Origin of the sequence: Chryseobacterium sp. WX, from assembly GCF_029542485.1 — a bacterium.
In the GTDB taxonomy this organism is placed as follows: Bacteria; Bacteroidota; Bacteroidia; order Flavobacteriales; family Weeksellaceae; genus Chryseobacterium; species Chryseobacterium cucumeris.
Genome location: NZ_CP120710.1, coordinates 342331 through 358099 on the forward strand (window position 1 = coordinate 342331; position 15769 = coordinate 358099).

The window sequence follows — 15769 nt, forward strand, 5'->3', positions numbered from 1 at the left end:
TTATGGAAAAAATACGTTGTGGCTGGTGTGAAAAAGATGATCTCTACAGAAAATACCATGATGAAGAGTGGGGAAGGCCTGTGTATGATGATGAAACAATATTTGAATTCCTGATTCTTGAGAGTTTTCAAGCCGGCTTGAGCTGGTATACCATTTTGTCTAAAAGGGAAAATTTCAGAACAGCTTTTGATGATTTTGATTATAAAAAAGTGGCAGCTTATTCTGAAAAAAAGATTGAGGAATTGATGAATAACCCCGGAATTATCAGAAATAGGCTTAAAATTCTGTCAGCTGTCACCAATGCACAGAAATTTATAGAAGTTCAGGAGGAATTTGGAAGCTTTTCCCACTATATCTGGGATTTTATTGATGGAAAACCAATCGACAACTGTCCCGAAACATTATCCGACATTCCTGCCACAACAGAGGTTTCAGATCTTATTTCCAAAGAACTTAAAAAGAGAGGATTCAAATTCGTAGGCTCTACAGTCATTTATGCTCATATGCAAGCTGCCGGAATGGTCAATGATCATTTAAAAAAATGTTTTCTTAGAAAATAGCCGTTGATTTTTATTCAATATTTAGTGAAGTTTATTGTTGATTTTGTAATTTAAAAAATTAAACGCAGAATGGGATATATCAGAAAGACCTAATGAATGCCGTATTGGTTAATTGCTTGATATTAAACATTTTTCATTATTTTGTGATTAAAATTTATATTAATCACTTTAATGTGTTTTTAATTGTGATATTTTTAATTTAATTATGATTTTATTAAAAATTTGTATATTTGCACCTGCAAAAAATGCAAGTAATGCAAAAAGACTATAAACTCCTGTATACACTTCTCTTATTTTTAATAAGTATTTTTACATATGCGCAAGTTGGGATTGGATTACCGAATCCGGATTCGTCAGCGATGCTTCAGATTAATGCCAATAATAAAGGAGTACTCCTTCCAAGTGTTGCCCTTACCACGACAACGGACAATATTACCATACCTTCTCCGGCAGAAGGTCTTATCATATGGAATAACGGAAATTCTACTCTGAAAGAAATTGGTTTCTATTACTGGTTCGAATCAAAATGGAATAAAATTTTAGCAAACGGTGGGAATACCACTAAAACAGAGGATGGAAACAACTGGAATCTTACAGGCACGAATGTAGGAAATTATGGAGGAGCGAGTACAACGCTTGCTTTAGGAACAAAAACATATGATGATCTGATCTTTAAAGTAAATGCATTAACAGCAGGAAGACTTGGAGTTGACAATTCTGTAAGCCTCGGGATAGGTTCAAATGCAGGTCAGAATGGTATTGCTTTGGGAAGCGCAAGCTCAGCATTTATGGGAATTGCTATTGGGAGTGCCACTTCAGTTTCTGGTAATGAAGCTTTAGCTGTAGGAAATAAAACGACTGCAGCAGGATTCAGATCTACAGCAATAGGTTTTCATGCCCAAACCGGCAGCAATGAATCTGTAGCTGTTGGAAATAACTCATCAGCAGATGGATTTCAGTCCATTGCATTAGGATATAATGCCAAAACAAATAGCAATAGTGAAACTGCCTTAGGATATAATGCAGTAACCAATAGTCAGAATTCTACTGCTTTAGGCTCGGGAGCCAATGCGTCAGGACAATTTTCAACCGCTGTAGGATATGGAGCTGCTACTTCACAGGCCAATGCTATTGTTCTGGGGAATAACAATGCAAATGTAGGTATTGGTACAAATACTCCGAATATCTCTGCAAAACTGGATGTAAGCGGACAGTTTAAATTGGGAGAAAAAGGCAGTGTTCAGAAAAGTCAGATCAGTTTTGAAGCATGGCCTGGAATTTCAATTAATAATTTGCCTCCGGGAAAATCTACAACCATCGATATTCCCGTTCCGGCAGAATATCAGCCTGGTTCCACAAGAGCTGTAGTGGTAGTTTCTCCGGCAGGAGATTTTGTAGGAAATTCTTCATTTTCCATCTCGAATCCAAGAATGACTTCTGCTTCCTCTATTACAATTAATCTCACTAATATTTCAGGAACAGCTAACAGTTTGTATTCCGGACATTTTTACGTGATGATCAATGAATTTTAAATAATAGGTTTTTTTATTATAGTTGATATGGTGTGAAGGACTTCCGGACTGGAAGTCCTTTTTATGGATTGTCAATTTTTATTTAGCTTGCGGGATTGAAGTTCCTTGCAGGCATTTTGCCAGCTTTTTCTAATAATAAGATATAAAGGGAAAAAAGCCAGAGGAAGCGGAGTGATACCGTTGAACCCTTTCTTAGCGGTAACATAAATGCAGACGCCTACCAGCATTCCCATAATTATACAAAAGGAAATATGAGCTGCAGAGCGTTTTTTTTCTTCCTTTGTTAGTTCTTCTGTAGAGAGTTCTGAAAGCTTATTGTTTTCTGTCTGATGTGTGTGTTTCATGTTCAATCAGTAATTAGTTTTTGCTAAAATAATAAATAAGAAGAGGCTAAAAGAAAATTTTCTGCAAAAATAGAATTCGGCTTATAAAAGATTTTAATTAATAAATATTTTAAACAAAAATATTGTGCACAAAGTAAATAGGTTATCTTTGTTTCTTAAAATAGAACGATGATGCCTTTATCAGAACATTTATGTTTTAAAACATATGCCGTTTCCAGATATATTACGGGTTTATATAAGCCTTACCTGGAGGAAGTTTCACTTACATATCCTCAATATCTTGTCATGACTGTTTTATGGGAATATGGCGGAATGAATATAGGAAAGATTGGTGAACATCTTCATCTGGACAACGGAACGCTTACCCCGCTTTTGAAACGTATGGAAAAAAACGGACTGATCATCAGAACCCGTAGCTCAGAAGATGAAAGAGTTGTATTGATCAACCTTACAGAGCAGGGAACAAAACTCGAAGAAAAAGCAAAATATATTCCTGAAGCTGTTCAGAATTGTATGCATCTGAGTGATGAAGTAAAAACTCAACTGATGGCTTCTTTAGACGAAATATTATCCATTCAAACCGTGTCCGAACAATGAAGAAAATAGGAATTATAGGCTATGGCTGGCTGGGAGAAAGACTCGCATCTTCCTTATCCGGAAAATATACAGTGGCAACTACAACTACAACAGAAAGCAAAGTAAATTTACTCAATAATAAAGGAATTCATGCTGTAATGGCTTCTTTCCCGGATTATCAGCTGACAGAACCTCTTTCCCAATGGGGAGAAGTTAAAAATATGGAAGTTTTGATTATTACAATTCCTGTTTCTGAAAAAAGTTGTTGTGTAAGCTCTTTGTATAACAGGATTCAGAATTTGTCAGCTTTTATAGGAGACTTTAAAGGGCAGATGTTTCTGATGAGTTCTACAGGTGTTTATCCCGATATTGCTAAAGAATTTACAGAAGAAGATGTCCCTTTGGAGAAAATATCAGGCGAAAGAATGTTGAGAAATAAATATCCCCAACTTAATATTCTGAGACTTGGCGGTCTGATGGGAGACAACAGACTGCTGAAAAATTATAATGTAGGTAATCTGGATCATGCTGTAAATCATATTCATTATGCTGATATCAGCAGGATTATCTCAGAAATGATTAAACAGAAAAGTGAATCAAAACTTTATAATGTTACGGCTCCTGTACATCCTGCGAAAAGTCAGGTGATTAACGCACAGAAAAATCTACTTGATGAAGAAGAGTTTGAAGTGAAAGGGAAGAAGGTTCTGTCATCAAAGCTGGTTTCAGAGCTGAATTATACATTTCAATATCCGGATCCGAGAAGTTTTCATTTGTAATCATGGCATTTGTATTAATGATTATCGACCTTTAACTATTTTACTTACAAGATTTCTATTGACAACTCTGTAATTCCGCAGGAATCTCTACGCTGTTTTTAAAGTTTTGTATTTAGATTCCTAGGGAATGATAAGGTGAGTGGTAAGCTTTGTTCATCGTGAAAGAATCAATATTTTCAGCAAGATACAATTCATTAGGAACGGGCTTTAGCCCGTTAAAAAATAGATAAAAATTCCATTGGCTTTAGCTCAAACCTCATAAAAAAACCTCCGGAATCTTTTTCCGGAGGTTTTAATTTTATCAATAAAATAATTACTTAATAATCCTTTCCAGTACCCATTCAATAAGGTTTTTTTCAGAAGCATGGTGGTTTGCGGAGAATTCTCCACGTCTTCTGTTGGCAATAACGTTATTTACGGTAATGGCTTTGTGGCCTAATAATTTTGAAAGAGCATAGATCGCAGAGGTCTCCATCTCAAAATTGGTAATTCCAAGATCATTCAATGTTTCCAGGAATTGATCATCTACCGCTTTCAAACGAAGCTGTCTTCCCTGTGGAGCATAGAATCCCGGGAATGTTGCTGTATTTCCGTGGTATTTGGCATCTTTGTAGTATGCTCCCATTTCTTCTGCCCAGTCTGAGAAATAAAGCATTGGCTTGATTCTTTCGTAAGGGAATTTTTCTAAGAAGCTTTTAGAAAACTCATTTTCGAAGTTGTAATCCTGATAGAAGTGCATCAATCCGTCCAAACCTACAACGTTCTGCGTTACCAGCATATTGTCTACCTGTACATCAGGGTTTACACTTCCGCAAGTTCCCATACGGAATAATTCAAGAGCCTTGTGCTCAGTCTTGAATTCTTTGTTTTGAAGATCAATGTTTACCAAAGCATCCAGTTCGTTCATCACGATATCGATGTTTTCGGTTCCGATCCCTGTAGACATTACGGTGATTCTTTCTCCACGAAGCGTTCCTGTATGCGTATAGAATTCTCTTTTATTTTTTTTGATTTCTACGGTATCGAAGTATTTTGAAACTTTTGCCACTCTGTCAGGATCACCTACAAGGATGATTTTGTCAGCAATATCTTCAGGTAAAAGATTCAGGTGGTATACACTTCCGTCTTCATTCAGAACAAGTTCTGAGGCAGCAAGTTTGTTTAGCATAATATGTATATTTTTTGTTTTTTTAATTAATCATAATGGCTTCTTTATAAGGAGATGCCATAACCTCGTAGATGTCATTGTATTCTTCTACAATCCTTTTCTGTCCGTTCATAACCTCATATACAGTAATGACCGTCTTTTCAATGTTTTTAGGATCTTTCCTCTGTGAAGTGATTTCGTAGAAGTGATCATCTTTTTTAAGAATAGAAATCAGTTCTTCCTTTGTTGAGTTGTTGGAAGTCATCATTCCGGGGAACTCTGTAACAATATCTTTCAGGTCAGAATAATTTTTATAAGGCTTGGTTATACCATTGGAATGTACATAGACATTGGGAATGTTTTTATCTTTTTCCAGGCGGACCAAATAATAATCAGCCCCTCTTTTCTCTGCATATACAGCCATTTCTTGTGGCTTTCCGGATATCTTTTCCGGTTGCTTTTTTTTCTGGGAAAATGCCGTCATAGAAAGGAAACTTGCCATAACAGCAAACCATAGTTTTGTTTTCATACTCCTATTTAGTTTTTTTGATGTGTTGAATTTAATTTAAAAAATCCTCTCCCAATAATCTCCCGCCATTATTTTCCGGTATTTCGAAGAACCGTTCTCTTTAGAATAATGAATTTGATTTCGGGGTTTAAAATTAGTGAAAAATATTGTACCGGAAATATAAACATTATTTAATCTGTTATTAAAACTGAGATAACATCAGATGAATACTTTTGCCGCTAAAAATTCATGAGATCTTATCCACTGCTTGTAATCGTCCTTCTGATAGGATTTGCAGTAATGTCTTTTAATCCTGTTTATAAAGGAAAAGAAAGCGAAAATACATTTGTCAATAAAGGGTTGTCCGACTTTAAAACCAATCTTGAACAGCTGAAATCAGATGTTGATAAGTTCTCTGAAGACCGTATTTCCCTGGAAGAGCTGCAAAAATCACTAAGCAGAACAAGAAATTCATTTAAAGAAGTTGAATTCTATATCGCTTATCATTATCCTGAATTTACCAAAACCCATCTTAATGCAGCGCCATTGTTTCACATCGAAGCTGCAGGAACTTCCGCCTATACACTTCCTCCCGAAGGATTGCAGGTACTGGATGAACTGATATTTTCCGACGAAGCAATACATGAAAAAGAAAAGATCAAAACCATCACTACCTTTTTGTATAACAGCTATTCCGGGTTTTATTTAAGTGCTTTAAAAAATGGGTTGAGCAAAGGAAATAACAAAACACTGCCTTTGCGAATAGAGTTGATCAGGATTTATTCACTGGGTGTTTCAGGTTTTGATACACCGGGATCTTTGAATATTTCTGAAGAAACCAGACATGCTTTTGCAGGAATACAGCAGTACATCAATGATGATCCTTATTTTAAAAACTATAATACTCAGAAAGCTAATCTGATATTAACAGAAGCTATTGGCTATCTTTCAAAAAATACCGACTTTGAAACTTTTGATCGTATTGAATTTTATAAAAAATACGTTCAGCCTTTGTATGAAGAGCTGGGAAAATGGGACGGAAGACCTGATGATCTTAAAGAGTTTTCCGGATGGAATGTGGGAAACAAAAACTTTTTCAGCAGTGATTTTTTGGATCCTTATTTTTATACTTTATTAAAATCTTCAGAAGATAGTCCGGAACTCCGTAACCTTGGAAAATCCATTTTCTACGATCAGAATTTAAGTGGTAACGGAAAAATGAGCTGTGCGACTTGCCATCTTCAGGAAAATGCTTTTACAGATCTGAAGGCAAAATCACAAAGTAATGTGGAAGGGAAAACGGTTTTGAGGAATTCCCCATCTTTATATAATGCTGTTTTTGCCAAGAGGTTTTTCTATGATCTTCGTGCTTTCTATCTTGAACAGCAGGCAGAGCACGTTATTTATAATGAGCAGGAATTTAATACCAGCTATGAAAGCATTATCCAGAAATTAAAAACAAAACCTGAGTATAAAAAAGCGTTCCGAAATGCCTTCAAGGACGGGAAAATCAGTAAAGAAAATTTTTCAAAAGCATTAAGTTCTTATGTGGCTTCATTGTACTCATTTGACAGCGATTTTGACCGTTTTATGAGGGATGAAAAAGAGGTTTCCAATGATGTGAAAAAAGGATTCAACCTCTTTATGGGAAAAGCCAATTGTGCAACCTGCCATTTTACCCCCACCTTTTCAGGATTGGTACCTCCATTTTTTTATGAAAATGAATCTGAAGTCTTGGGAATAACAACCAGACCGATCAAACAGCTTCCGGTAGAGCTTGATCAGGATTTAGGGCGAGGAAACAGCCCTGTGAAAAAGGAAAAATCATGGATTTATGATTATTCATTCAAAACAGTAACGGTGAGAAATATTGCCCTTACCAAACCTTATTTCCATAACGGAGCTTTCAATACCTTGGAAGAAGTCCTGGATTTTTATAACGAAGGTGGAGGAGAAGGTTTAGGATTAAAAATGAAAAACCAGACGCTGGCATCCGATAAACTGAACCTCACCGAAACAGAAATAAAGCAGATCATCGCCTTTCTGAATGCTCTTACGGATGTGAGTAAATCAAAATAGACGGTTTTCTTGGTATGAGATTCGGAGTGGGAGTTGCAAGGTATGGTTTTGCTTTGAACCATTAACCTCTTGGGCAAAGGCAAGTATTCAGGGCAATAAAAAAATGGTCTTACATCACATATCCGTACTCTTAAAGCCAGAGTATTTGTTCATTTTCCTTACCACGATCAAAAATTTTTTTCTTTAATTGCTTTGTTTTACATAAAATGTTTTCAGGCTTTTCAGTACATTAAATCTATTGAAGTTTGTGTAGGTATATGATAAACACTGAATCATTATAATTTTATTAAATTAATTAAAAATGTAAAATATTAGTAAAATATTCGCATGTTGTTTAAGTATTATTGGTATTGTTTAAATTTACTTCATTGATAATGATTTAATAATTAAATAATAATAATGATGAAAATAAAGCGACTTCTTTTACCTACTTTGCTGATCTCAGCAATTTATCATGCTCAAACTCTTCCGGCAGCAAGAAATGAAACTGAAGAGGATGAAGACATCGAATACGAATTAAGGCACAAGTCCCAACCCTGGTTTTCTGAAATGAAGGACAATGTCGATTACTTCAAAGTAAAAGCCAGTTTCGACAAGTATTTTGGCAGTCACAGGTGGGAAAAAAGCAAGCCAAGAAGTATTGGCGAAGACTGGTTAAGAAAAAAGTTGTTTTATCTGGATAATCAGGGGAAAGTTACCCCTGAACCTTTATTGTTCAATCAACCTAAAGTAAAAAATGTAGCCTTATTATCTACACAAACACAAGTTGGTGACTGGACAATAATAGGACCGGTAAATAGTGCAAGTACAAATTATTCCAATAAATATAATCATGGAGGGTATGTGTTTTTAACTAGGATAGATCCTACCAATGCTCAAAAGATGTTTGTATCCTTCGTAACCGGAGGGCTATGGCGTACTATAGATGGAGGAACGTCCTGGAATCTGGTAGACAACGGTTTTCCTGATTCTAAGTATAATGACATTGACGTATGTATTGCTAATCCGCAAACAGTGTATGCATTAAGCGATACCCAGGTCATTAAATCTATAGATGGCGGACTTAACTGGACTGCCACCACGATGACTTCCGCAAACTATTCCGGAAAAGCTTATGATATTGCAGTTTCTCCTTCAAATGCTAATATTGCTGTTGTTCACTGGGGAACTTCATTGTACAGAACGAGTGATGGCGGAAATACCTGGAGTGCCGTTCAAACCGGTCTTCCTGCAGATTATCAGATTGGAGATTCTTCAACGCAGAGTGAATCTTTGGAATGGGATCCGAATGATGGGAATTCGGTTTATTTTGCCAGCTCATCAAACAATAATATTTTTAAAGTTTATAAATCAACTAATCAGGGAGTAAGCTTTACCCAATTAAATTCTACAACCCTGGATACTTCTGCCAACGGGCAAATTATAGGCTGGGTTAAAGTTTTTTTACCAACAAATAATACTTCTTCGTTCTATGTAGCAGCAGGCAGTGGTGCTAATGCCTATGGGCATCAGGCGGTTAACCTTTATAAATTTAATAAAGCTACCGGAGCCGTTGAAAATTCAAGAATCAACATGGTTCCTGGTTCCGGAGGAATTAACAGTCTGCATCATGGCGACATACAAATGGATCGTAATGATGAAAATAAGATTGTATATGGAACTTATGGAGTTGATCAAATCAGGATTTCCACAGATAATGGAGTTACCTTTACTACTCCTGCGTCATACACCCATTCTGATATCAGATCCATGGATTTCGTGAACGGAAAATTTGTAACAGGAAGTGATGGGGAAATGGCAGCATCCGGCAATTTGGGAGTCACAATGACTACTTTAACCAATAGTATTGGTAATCATGAGCTTTGGGGTTTCGGAAGTGCTTTCAAAACCAATCTGGTTGCATCGGGGAATAATCACGGCCCGGTAATGATTAAGGAAAGTGCCAATGGTTTTGATTGGTATAACGGAACAGGGGCAGATCAGGGGAATACGGACGTTAATCCCTTGGATGACCGGTATATTTACAGCCAGGGATATAGTAATTACCGGTATTTCAGGACCGGCGTGAATACACTGATTAATGAACCTAATTTCCTGGATTTAGGAGGAATTTATGCTTATTTTAATTCCATAGAATTCCATCCCAATAAATACTATACCATGATTACCCATCATGCAGGTCAATATCCGACAGGTAATCCGAATTTGGCAACATGGAAAAATTCTCTTATTAAAACCGAAGACAACGGAAATAGTATATCTATTGTAAAAACCTTTGGCAATCAGGTATTCAGAGAAAAAATTTCTGCTAAAAATCCCAATGTAATGATTGTTGTTGAAGGTTTAACCAATAATAAACTTTGGAAAACGACAGACGCTGGGCTTACGTGGACTGATATTACCCCTAATACGACAGTAACTTCCGGGCAAACCAATATATCGGATATTGCCATAGGAGATGATGATCCTGACAAAATATGGATAACTTACAGCGGCGTTCAGTCTGTATGCAAAGTATTAAAGTCGGGTAACGGAGGAGCAACCTGGACTAATCTCAGTTCTTCTGTACTCACGACTTCTCCTATTACGAAAATTATTTTCCAGAGAGGATCAAACGGTGGCGTGTATGTAGGTAATAAAGCAGGGATATTTTACAGAAATAATGTGATGCAGAATTGGGTAATGCTGGGTAATGGCTTGCCCATGTGTGATGTACGTTTTATGTTCATCAATTACAATGAAAATAAATTAAAAATAGGAACATCCAGAGGTGCATTTGAGCATGCTTTATATGAGATAAGTCCTCCCAGTGCTTTAATATCAGTTGGAAATAATAAAATTGGCTGTCCGGTTGCAGAAAAAGTCCAGTTTAAAGATTATTCCGTTGTACGTAATGCCAGTGCTACATGGCAATGGAGCTTTCCGGGAGGAACGCCCTCTACTTCCACATTAGAAAACCCATTGGTTTCTTATGCGGGAGCCGCGAACGGAACCTATCCCGTAACTTTAACGGTGACAGATCAATATGGAACAAGCACGCAGACACTCAATAATTTTATTGAAATCAATAATCAGTGTGGAACAAGCCAGCCTGACAAAGTTCCTGGAAACAGTATAAAACTTACAGGTCAAACCACAGGTGATTATATTAAAATAGATAACGCTAACCTTAATAAAAATTCTTTTACATTCTCTTGCTGGATAAAACCCAACGGTATCCAGACCGATTACAGTGGTGTTTTTATGTCTCAGGATGGCAGCAATCCATTTGGAATGAATTTCAGAGAAGGCAACAACACAATCGGCTTTCACCCGGGCTGGAGCTGGTCATCCGGTTTGCAGGCTCCTGTAGGGCAATGGTCACACATCGCATTGGTAAGCAACGGAACGAATGTAAAAATATATGTTAACGGAAAAGAAAGTATAAATAATACAGCATTACCGTCTGAAGTTTTCAACCTCTTGTTTTTAGGAAGCTATGGAAGAGGATATACGAACAGATTTACCCAATTGGAAATGGATGAAGTTGCAATCTGGAACAGACCATTATCTATTGATGAAATCAGACAATGGAGACATTTGACAAAAAGTATTGCCGGAGATTCTATTTTAAATGGATTGGTGTATTATCTTCAGTTCAATGAATCGACCGGGAATATTACGGTTAATAAAAACAACTCAGGAACTTTTGCATCCTATCAGGGAACAGGATATACAAGATTAACTTCAAATGCTCCGGTTTTTGAAGGAGTAAGTGAAAAAATGAATGTTACGTCTTCTGGTGTGAAAGACTTTACAACTGCCGGAGTTGCTATGGAGTTTAATTCAGGTACTTATCCGAATGGAGATGTATGGATATCAAGAGGTACAATTAATCCTGACCAATTACCAAATACGGATACTAATTTTGAGTTCTATACGATTATAAACAATTATGGGACAAATCTTACATTTTCACCGCTTACATCGTTATCATTTTATAAAAATGCAGGATTTGGCAATTATCTGAATCCATCTTCTTACAGTCTCTTCAAAAGAGGGAGTAATGACTTTGGAAGCACCTGGGGAACAAGCGTCGATAATGCAGATCAGGTTTCCGGTACAGGTCTTAATACAAGGGTTACTTTTAACACAAATTTAAATGTAAATTCTTTCAGTCAGTTTTTCCTTACCAATTCATCTTCTGCATTATCCAGAGTTAATTCCGAGGTTGCGAAAAGTCAGTTGCCAAGAATTGTTCCCAACCCGTCTGCTCAGGGCTCTCCAATCTCAGTGCGCGTGCCAAAATCTTGGGTAGGCTCACAATTAATTATTTATGATATGTCCGGTAAAAAAGTAGCAGAAATATTCAGTTTAAAATCTGAAGAAAACATTATACTGAACCTTCCAAAAGGAGCATATATCGCATCCTACATATCTAAAAGCAATACATCTCAGGAAAAATTCATCATTAAATAAATTAAAAAAACAATATTTGATTTATAAGGTATGTCAGTTGACATACCTTATTTTTTGATTGTCCTGCTTCTAAAATTTTATAACTTTAATAAGGATTTCAGATACTTGTGTTCCGAAAAGAAGGTTGGGACCTTATGCTTTTGTAACAAAAAATTAATCCACTTAACATTAGGTTTTTGATAAGTTAATATTCGACGATTTAGATTTAAAATCCTATTAACAGAGAAAAACCTCTAAAAAAATAGTTTTGCAAGGTCTAATAAATCAAATAAAAAATGAAGAAAAAACTACTAGCAGTGGGAGCTTTGGCTATACTGGCCGGTTCTGGTCTTCAGGCGCAGACCTTGATATTCAATAAGAATGCGTCATGGAGCTATAAAGATAACAACCAGGCGCAGCCAGCCGGTTGGAATGCCCAAACCTATGATATTTCAACATGGGCAGTAGGAAACGGCCCGTTAGGATATGGAGATCCTGTAACTACCACAATCAATTCAGGGCTTACTACAGCCTATTTTGCTAAAGATTTTACGGTAGATCTTTCAACGCTTTCCGATACTATGGAGTTTGGTGTGATGAGAGACGACGGTATTATTGTATACCTTAACGGAGAAGAAGTTGTAAGAGATAATATGCCTGCAGGTGCTGTTACATTCAATACTTTCTCCAGTACTACTATTGATGGGGCAGCAGAGAGTGTTTATAACATTTTTTCAATTCCAAAATCAAAATTTGTAAACGGTGTTAACAGATTTTCTATTGAATTACATAACAGAAGTACAACCAGTTCAGACTTAAGAATTGATGCTTATCTGAAAACGACTACCAATACAACTATTCCTGTAGCTTGTAACGGAACGCATATCAGCTGTTTTACTTCAATTGTTCCTACAGCACAAACCAATAAGTTAATTATTCCGGCTGAACACAAATACCAGCTTATTTTAAAAGAAGGAGACAGCTATACCGAAGGCGGAGGATTGGTAGGAGGTCAGAATGACTTTACCGGTTATGTCCCAAAAACAGGAAGCAGTACGAACGGATATCTTTCTGTCAACCATGAAACGAATCCCGGAGGAGTTACCATGGCAGAAATCAACTATAACGCGACTTCAAAACTTTGGCAGCTGACAAAATCAAGAGCGGTAAGTTTCTCAGATCCAAGTTTGGTACAGACGATCAGGAACTGTTCCGGAGGAATTACGCCGTGGGGAACTATAGTCACTGCAGAAGAATCTGTAACTTCCAATGATGTGAACAATGACGGTTATAAAGATTATGGCTGGCTGGTAGAGATTGATCCTGCTACTGCTCAGGTTATATCTAAAAACCCTAACGGGACAAAAGGTAAGCTTTGGCAGATGGGAATCATGAACCACGAGAATGTGGTGATCAATAATGCGGGAACTATAGCGTATTATGGAGAAGACGGTGGAACTCACTTGGTGTACAAATATGTAATGGATACTCCTAATGATCTCTCTTCAGGAAACCTTTATGTATTAAAACTGGATCAGGGATTAACGGCTGAAGGAGATCCGGTAGGAACTACAGCGACATGGATTCAGGTTCCGAATAAAGAAAAAGTAGATCAGAATAATACCAATACCAACGCCCTGTCATTAGGTGGAACAAAATTCAACGGGGTAGAAGATGTTGATATCAGCCCGCTGGATGGTAAAATCTACTTTACGGCAAAAGGATTAGACAGAGTATACCGTTTACAGGATAACGGAACTACTGCTTCTCAGGTAGAAACATTTGTAGGTGGAAGTTCTTCTGTATATTCTTTCAATACAGCTCAGGGAATGAAATCTGAAGCCTGGGGAGACGGAAATGACAACCTTACTTTCGATGAACTTGGAAACCTTTGGGTACTTCAGGATGGTGGTAAAAACTATATCTGGGTCATTGCTCCGGATCATACACAGGCCAATCCGAAAGTAAGACTATTTGCTTCTATGCCGGCTGGTTCGGAACCTACAGGATTGACATTTACACCTGATCATAAATTTGGTTTCTTCTCTATTCAACACCCGGATTCAACAATTTCTACAGATGTAGATGCTACAGGAAATACAATTGATTACAGAGGAAAATCAGCAACGATCGTTATTGCCCTTAAAAATAACCTTGGAACTGAAGGAACTTTAGGAACTATTGATACCAAAATTGAAGAGAATACAGTAACATTAGCACCGAACCCAACTTCAGGAGTCGTAAAAATCAATTCAGCAAAAGGATTGAAAGATATTTCTGTAACAGCTTACAGCATGGACGGGAAAATCGTTTACACGAAGAAATTCAACGGAACCAATAAAGTATTGGATCTTGATTTCACACAACAGTTAGAAGGATCACGAGTTTTAGTTTTAAATATTGAAGCTGAAGGAGGATTCCAGAAAACAGTTAAACTTGTAAAGAAATAAATTATTTATAATTCTTGTCTGTCGGCAGCTTTGGTTGCTGGCAGACCTTTTATTTTTATGAAAAAGCTTTTCTTATTGATTTCCATCATCTCACTTTCTCAGATCAAAGCACAGATTGATCCGGTGAAATATCCTACATTTACCAATATTGAAGATGCTTTAAAAAGTAAAAAAGCGGTTTACAGTATAAGTTTCAGAGAAAAAGGTCTTTTCAATATTCCTCCTCAGATTGTAAAACTGGATTCATTATTCTTTTTGAATATCATGGCGAATAAGCTTGAGAAAATGGATCAGGAACTTTTTGCTTTAAAAGAACTGGAAATTTTAAATGTGAATGAAAACAGCATTAAATTTATTCCTGATGAGGTAAGCAATCTGAAGAAACTGACTACTTTTTCTATGAATCTGAACAGCTTGACAAGCATTAATCCTAATCTTGCAAAGCTTCAGAACTTAAAAGTGGTACATTTTGATGCTAATAATCTAAATACATTTCCCGAAGCCCTTATGGAAATTCCCGCGTTGGAAGAAATCAACCTTCAGGGAAACCAGATAAGCTTTATTGCAGACAAACTGGATCAGATCAAAAATCTGAGATTCCTGAACCTTTCAGATAACCAGATCAATGATCTTGGAAATCTGTCTTTTCCGGAAAATTTAAAATATCTTGAACTGCAGCAGAATGCTATTATCAGGCTTCCAGAAAACCTTTTTAAAGCAAAGAAGCTTGAATTTCTGAATGTAAGCGGAAATCATATCACAGAAATATCGCCCAAAGTAAAAGGGCTGAAAAATATCGTCAGCATGAATCTGGCCAATAATGATCTGAAAGATATTCCTGTAGAAATCAAACAGCTTAAAAATCTGAAAACATTGATTCTTACAGGAAATCCTATAGAAAAATCTAAAATTGAAAACTTAAAAACCTTACTGCCGGAAACCCAGATCTATTTCTAGAACTATCCGCCAACACGTTTGGTTTTATATCCCATTTCTTTAAGGATATTCATTATTTTATCACGGTTATCTCCTTGAATGATAATCGTTCCATCCTTCTCAGAGCCGCCTATACCCAAGGTGGTTTTTATTTTCTTTGAGATTTTTTTCAGGTCTTCCTCGCTGCCTTCCCAGCCTTCAACAATCGTTACAGGCTTACCGTTTCTTCCTTTTTTCTCAAATTTGCATACCAATGGCTCTTTCTGCTTGAATTCTTCTTTAGGCATCTCAAAATCCTGCTCTTCATGATCAGGAAAAAGATTCTTCAATTGATCTCGTAAATCCATACCGCAAAATTAAAAAGAATTAGCGATTAATGAACTGAAATAATCAACGAAATTTCAATTTTTCAAGCCTGTCA

12 protein-coding genes are annotated in these 15769 nt (G+C 36.6%); 8 read left to right on the forward strand and 4 right to left on the reverse strand.

Going from position 1 to position 15769, the window contains the following annotated elements:
• Window positions 1-2 precede the first annotated feature (2 nt).
• Together PZ898_RS01525 and PZ898_RS01530 are read left to right on the forward strand one after the other, a co-directional pair.
• Window positions 3-560, forward strand: a complete 558-nt coding sequence (locus PZ898_RS01525; RefSeq protein ID WP_277694607.1) for a DNA-3-methyladenine glycosylase I — start codon at window positions 3-5, stop codon at window positions 558-560.
• Between the two features lie 254 nt (window positions 561-814).
• Window positions 815-2092 (forward strand): hypothetical protein, encoded by a 1278-nt coding sequence (locus PZ898_RS01530; RefSeq protein ID WP_277694608.1) that lies wholly within the window; start codon window positions 815-817, stop codon window positions 2090-2092.
• Between the two features lie 71 nt (window positions 2093-2163).
• Here the strand turns inward: PZ898_RS01530 and PZ898_RS01535 are convergent, their stop codons facing one another.
• A complete protein-coding gene (locus PZ898_RS01535; protein WP_277694609.1) occupies window positions 2164-2436 on the reverse strand; it encodes a hypothetical protein in 273 nt (90 codons plus the stop codon).
• A gap of 168 nt (window positions 2437-2604) precedes the next feature.
• Between PZ898_RS01535 and PZ898_RS01540 the strand changes: the two genes are divergently transcribed.
• On the forward strand, window positions 2605-3033 hold the full coding sequence (locus PZ898_RS01540; RefSeq protein WP_277694610.1) for a MarR family transcriptional regulator: 429 nt from the start codon (window positions 2605-2607) through the stop codon (window positions 3031-3033).
• Window positions 3030-3791 (forward strand): hypothetical protein, encoded by a 762-nt coding sequence (locus PZ898_RS01545; RefSeq protein WP_277694611.1) that lies wholly within the window; start codon window positions 3030-3032, stop codon window positions 3789-3791. The genes PZ898_RS01540 and PZ898_RS01545 overlap by 4 nt, the downstream gene beginning before the upstream one ends.
• 313 nt (window positions 3792-4104) lie before the next feature.
• Here the strand turns inward: PZ898_RS01545 and PZ898_RS01550 are convergent, their stop codons facing one another.
• The gene (locus PZ898_RS01550; protein WP_277694612.1) at window positions 4105-4959 is read right to left on the reverse strand and encodes a nucleoside phosphorylase; all 855 of its coding nucleotides are present in this window, start codon (window positions 4957-4959) and stop codon (window positions 4105-4107) included.
• Between the two features lie 22 nt (window positions 4960-4981).
• Window positions 4982-5467, reverse strand: coding sequence for a hypothetical protein (locus tag PZ898_RS01555; protein ID WP_062670271.1), 486 nt, complete (start codon window positions 5465-5467; stop codon window positions 4982-4984).
• Window positions 5468-5695: 228 nt separating this feature from the next.
• Here PZ898_RS01555 and PZ898_RS01560 point away from each other — a divergent pair, with 228 nt between their 5' ends.
• From PZ898_RS01560 to PZ898_RS01575, 4 genes are all read left to right on the forward strand, one after another.
• Window positions 5696-7525: a cytochrome c peroxidase gene (locus PZ898_RS01560; RefSeq protein ID WP_277694613.1), complete on the forward strand. Its 1830-nt coding sequence runs from the start codon at window positions 5696-5698 to the stop codon at window positions 7523-7525.
• Between the two features lie 399 nt (window positions 7526-7924).
• Window positions 7925-11983 (forward strand): LamG-like jellyroll fold domain-containing protein, encoded by a 4059-nt coding sequence (locus PZ898_RS01565; protein ID WP_277694614.1) that lies wholly within the window; start codon window positions 7925-7927, stop codon window positions 11981-11983.
• Between the two features lie 275 nt (window positions 11984-12258).
• On the forward strand, window positions 12259-14412 hold the full coding sequence (locus PZ898_RS01570; protein WP_277694615.1) for an alkaline phosphatase PhoX: 2154 nt from the start codon (window positions 12259-12261) through the stop codon (window positions 14410-14412).
• 57 nt (window positions 14413-14469) lie between these two features.
• The gene (locus tag PZ898_RS01575; protein WP_120230872.1) at window positions 14470-15369 is read left to right on the forward strand and encodes a leucine-rich repeat domain-containing protein; all 900 of its coding nucleotides are present in this window, start codon (window positions 14470-14472) and stop codon (window positions 15367-15369) included.
• A gap of 2 nt (window positions 15370-15371) precedes the next feature.
• Here the strand turns inward: PZ898_RS01575 and PZ898_RS01580 are convergent, their stop codons facing one another.
• Window positions 15372-15695, reverse strand: a complete 324-nt coding sequence (locus PZ898_RS01580) for a translation initiation factor (protein ID WP_277694616.1) — start codon at window positions 15693-15695, stop codon at window positions 15372-15374.
• Between the last annotated feature and the right edge of the window lie 74 nt (window positions 15696-15769).

What these genes read in the sequence shown, in the direction of transcription:
- PZ898_RS01550 (WP_277694612.1), bottom strand. Translation starts at nt 4,959, where the DNA reads ATGCTAAACAAACTTGCTGCCTCAGAACTTGTTCTGAATGAAGACGGA.
- PZ898_RS01540 (WP_277694610.1), top strand. Translation starts at nt 2,605, where the DNA reads ATGATGCCTTTATCAGAACATTTATGTTTTAAAACATATGCCGTTTCC.
- PZ898_RS01535 (WP_277694609.1), bottom strand. Translation starts at nt 2,436, where the DNA reads ATGAAACACACACATCAGACAGAAAACAATAAGCTTTCAGAACTCTCT.
- PZ898_RS01580 (WP_277694616.1), bottom strand. Translation starts at nt 15,695, where the DNA reads ATGGATTTACGAGATCAATTGAAGAATCTTTTTCCTGATCATGAAGAG.
- PZ898_RS01545 (WP_277694611.1), top strand. Translation starts at nt 3,030, where the DNA reads ATGAAGAAAATAGGAATTATAGGCTATGGCTGGCTGGGAGAAAGACTC.
- PZ898_RS01530 (WP_277694608.1), top strand. Translation starts at nt 815, where the DNA reads ATGCAAAAAGACTATAAACTCCTGTATACACTTCTCTTATTTTTAATA.
- PZ898_RS01575 (WP_120230872.1), top strand. Translation starts at nt 14,470, where the DNA reads ATGAAAAAGCTTTTCTTATTGATTTCCATCATCTCACTTTCTCAGATC.
- PZ898_RS01560 (WP_277694613.1), top strand. Translation starts at nt 5,696, where the DNA reads ATGAGATCTTATCCACTGCTTGTAATCGTCCTTCTGATAGGATTTGCA.
- PZ898_RS01565 (WP_277694614.1), top strand. Translation starts at nt 7,925, where the DNA reads ATGATGAAAATAAAGCGACTTCTTTTACCTACTTTGCTGATCTCAGCA.
- PZ898_RS01555 (WP_062670271.1), bottom strand. Translation starts at nt 5,467, where the DNA reads ATGAAAACAAAACTATGGTTTGCTGTTATGGCAAGTTTCCTTTCTATG.
- PZ898_RS01525 (WP_277694607.1), top strand. Translation starts at nt 3, where the DNA reads ATGGAAAAAATACGTTGTGGCTGGTGTGAAAAAGATGATCTCTACAGA.
- PZ898_RS01570 (WP_277694615.1), top strand. Translation starts at nt 12,259, where the DNA reads ATGAAGAAAAAACTACTAGCAGTGGGAGCTTTGGCTATACTGGCCGGT.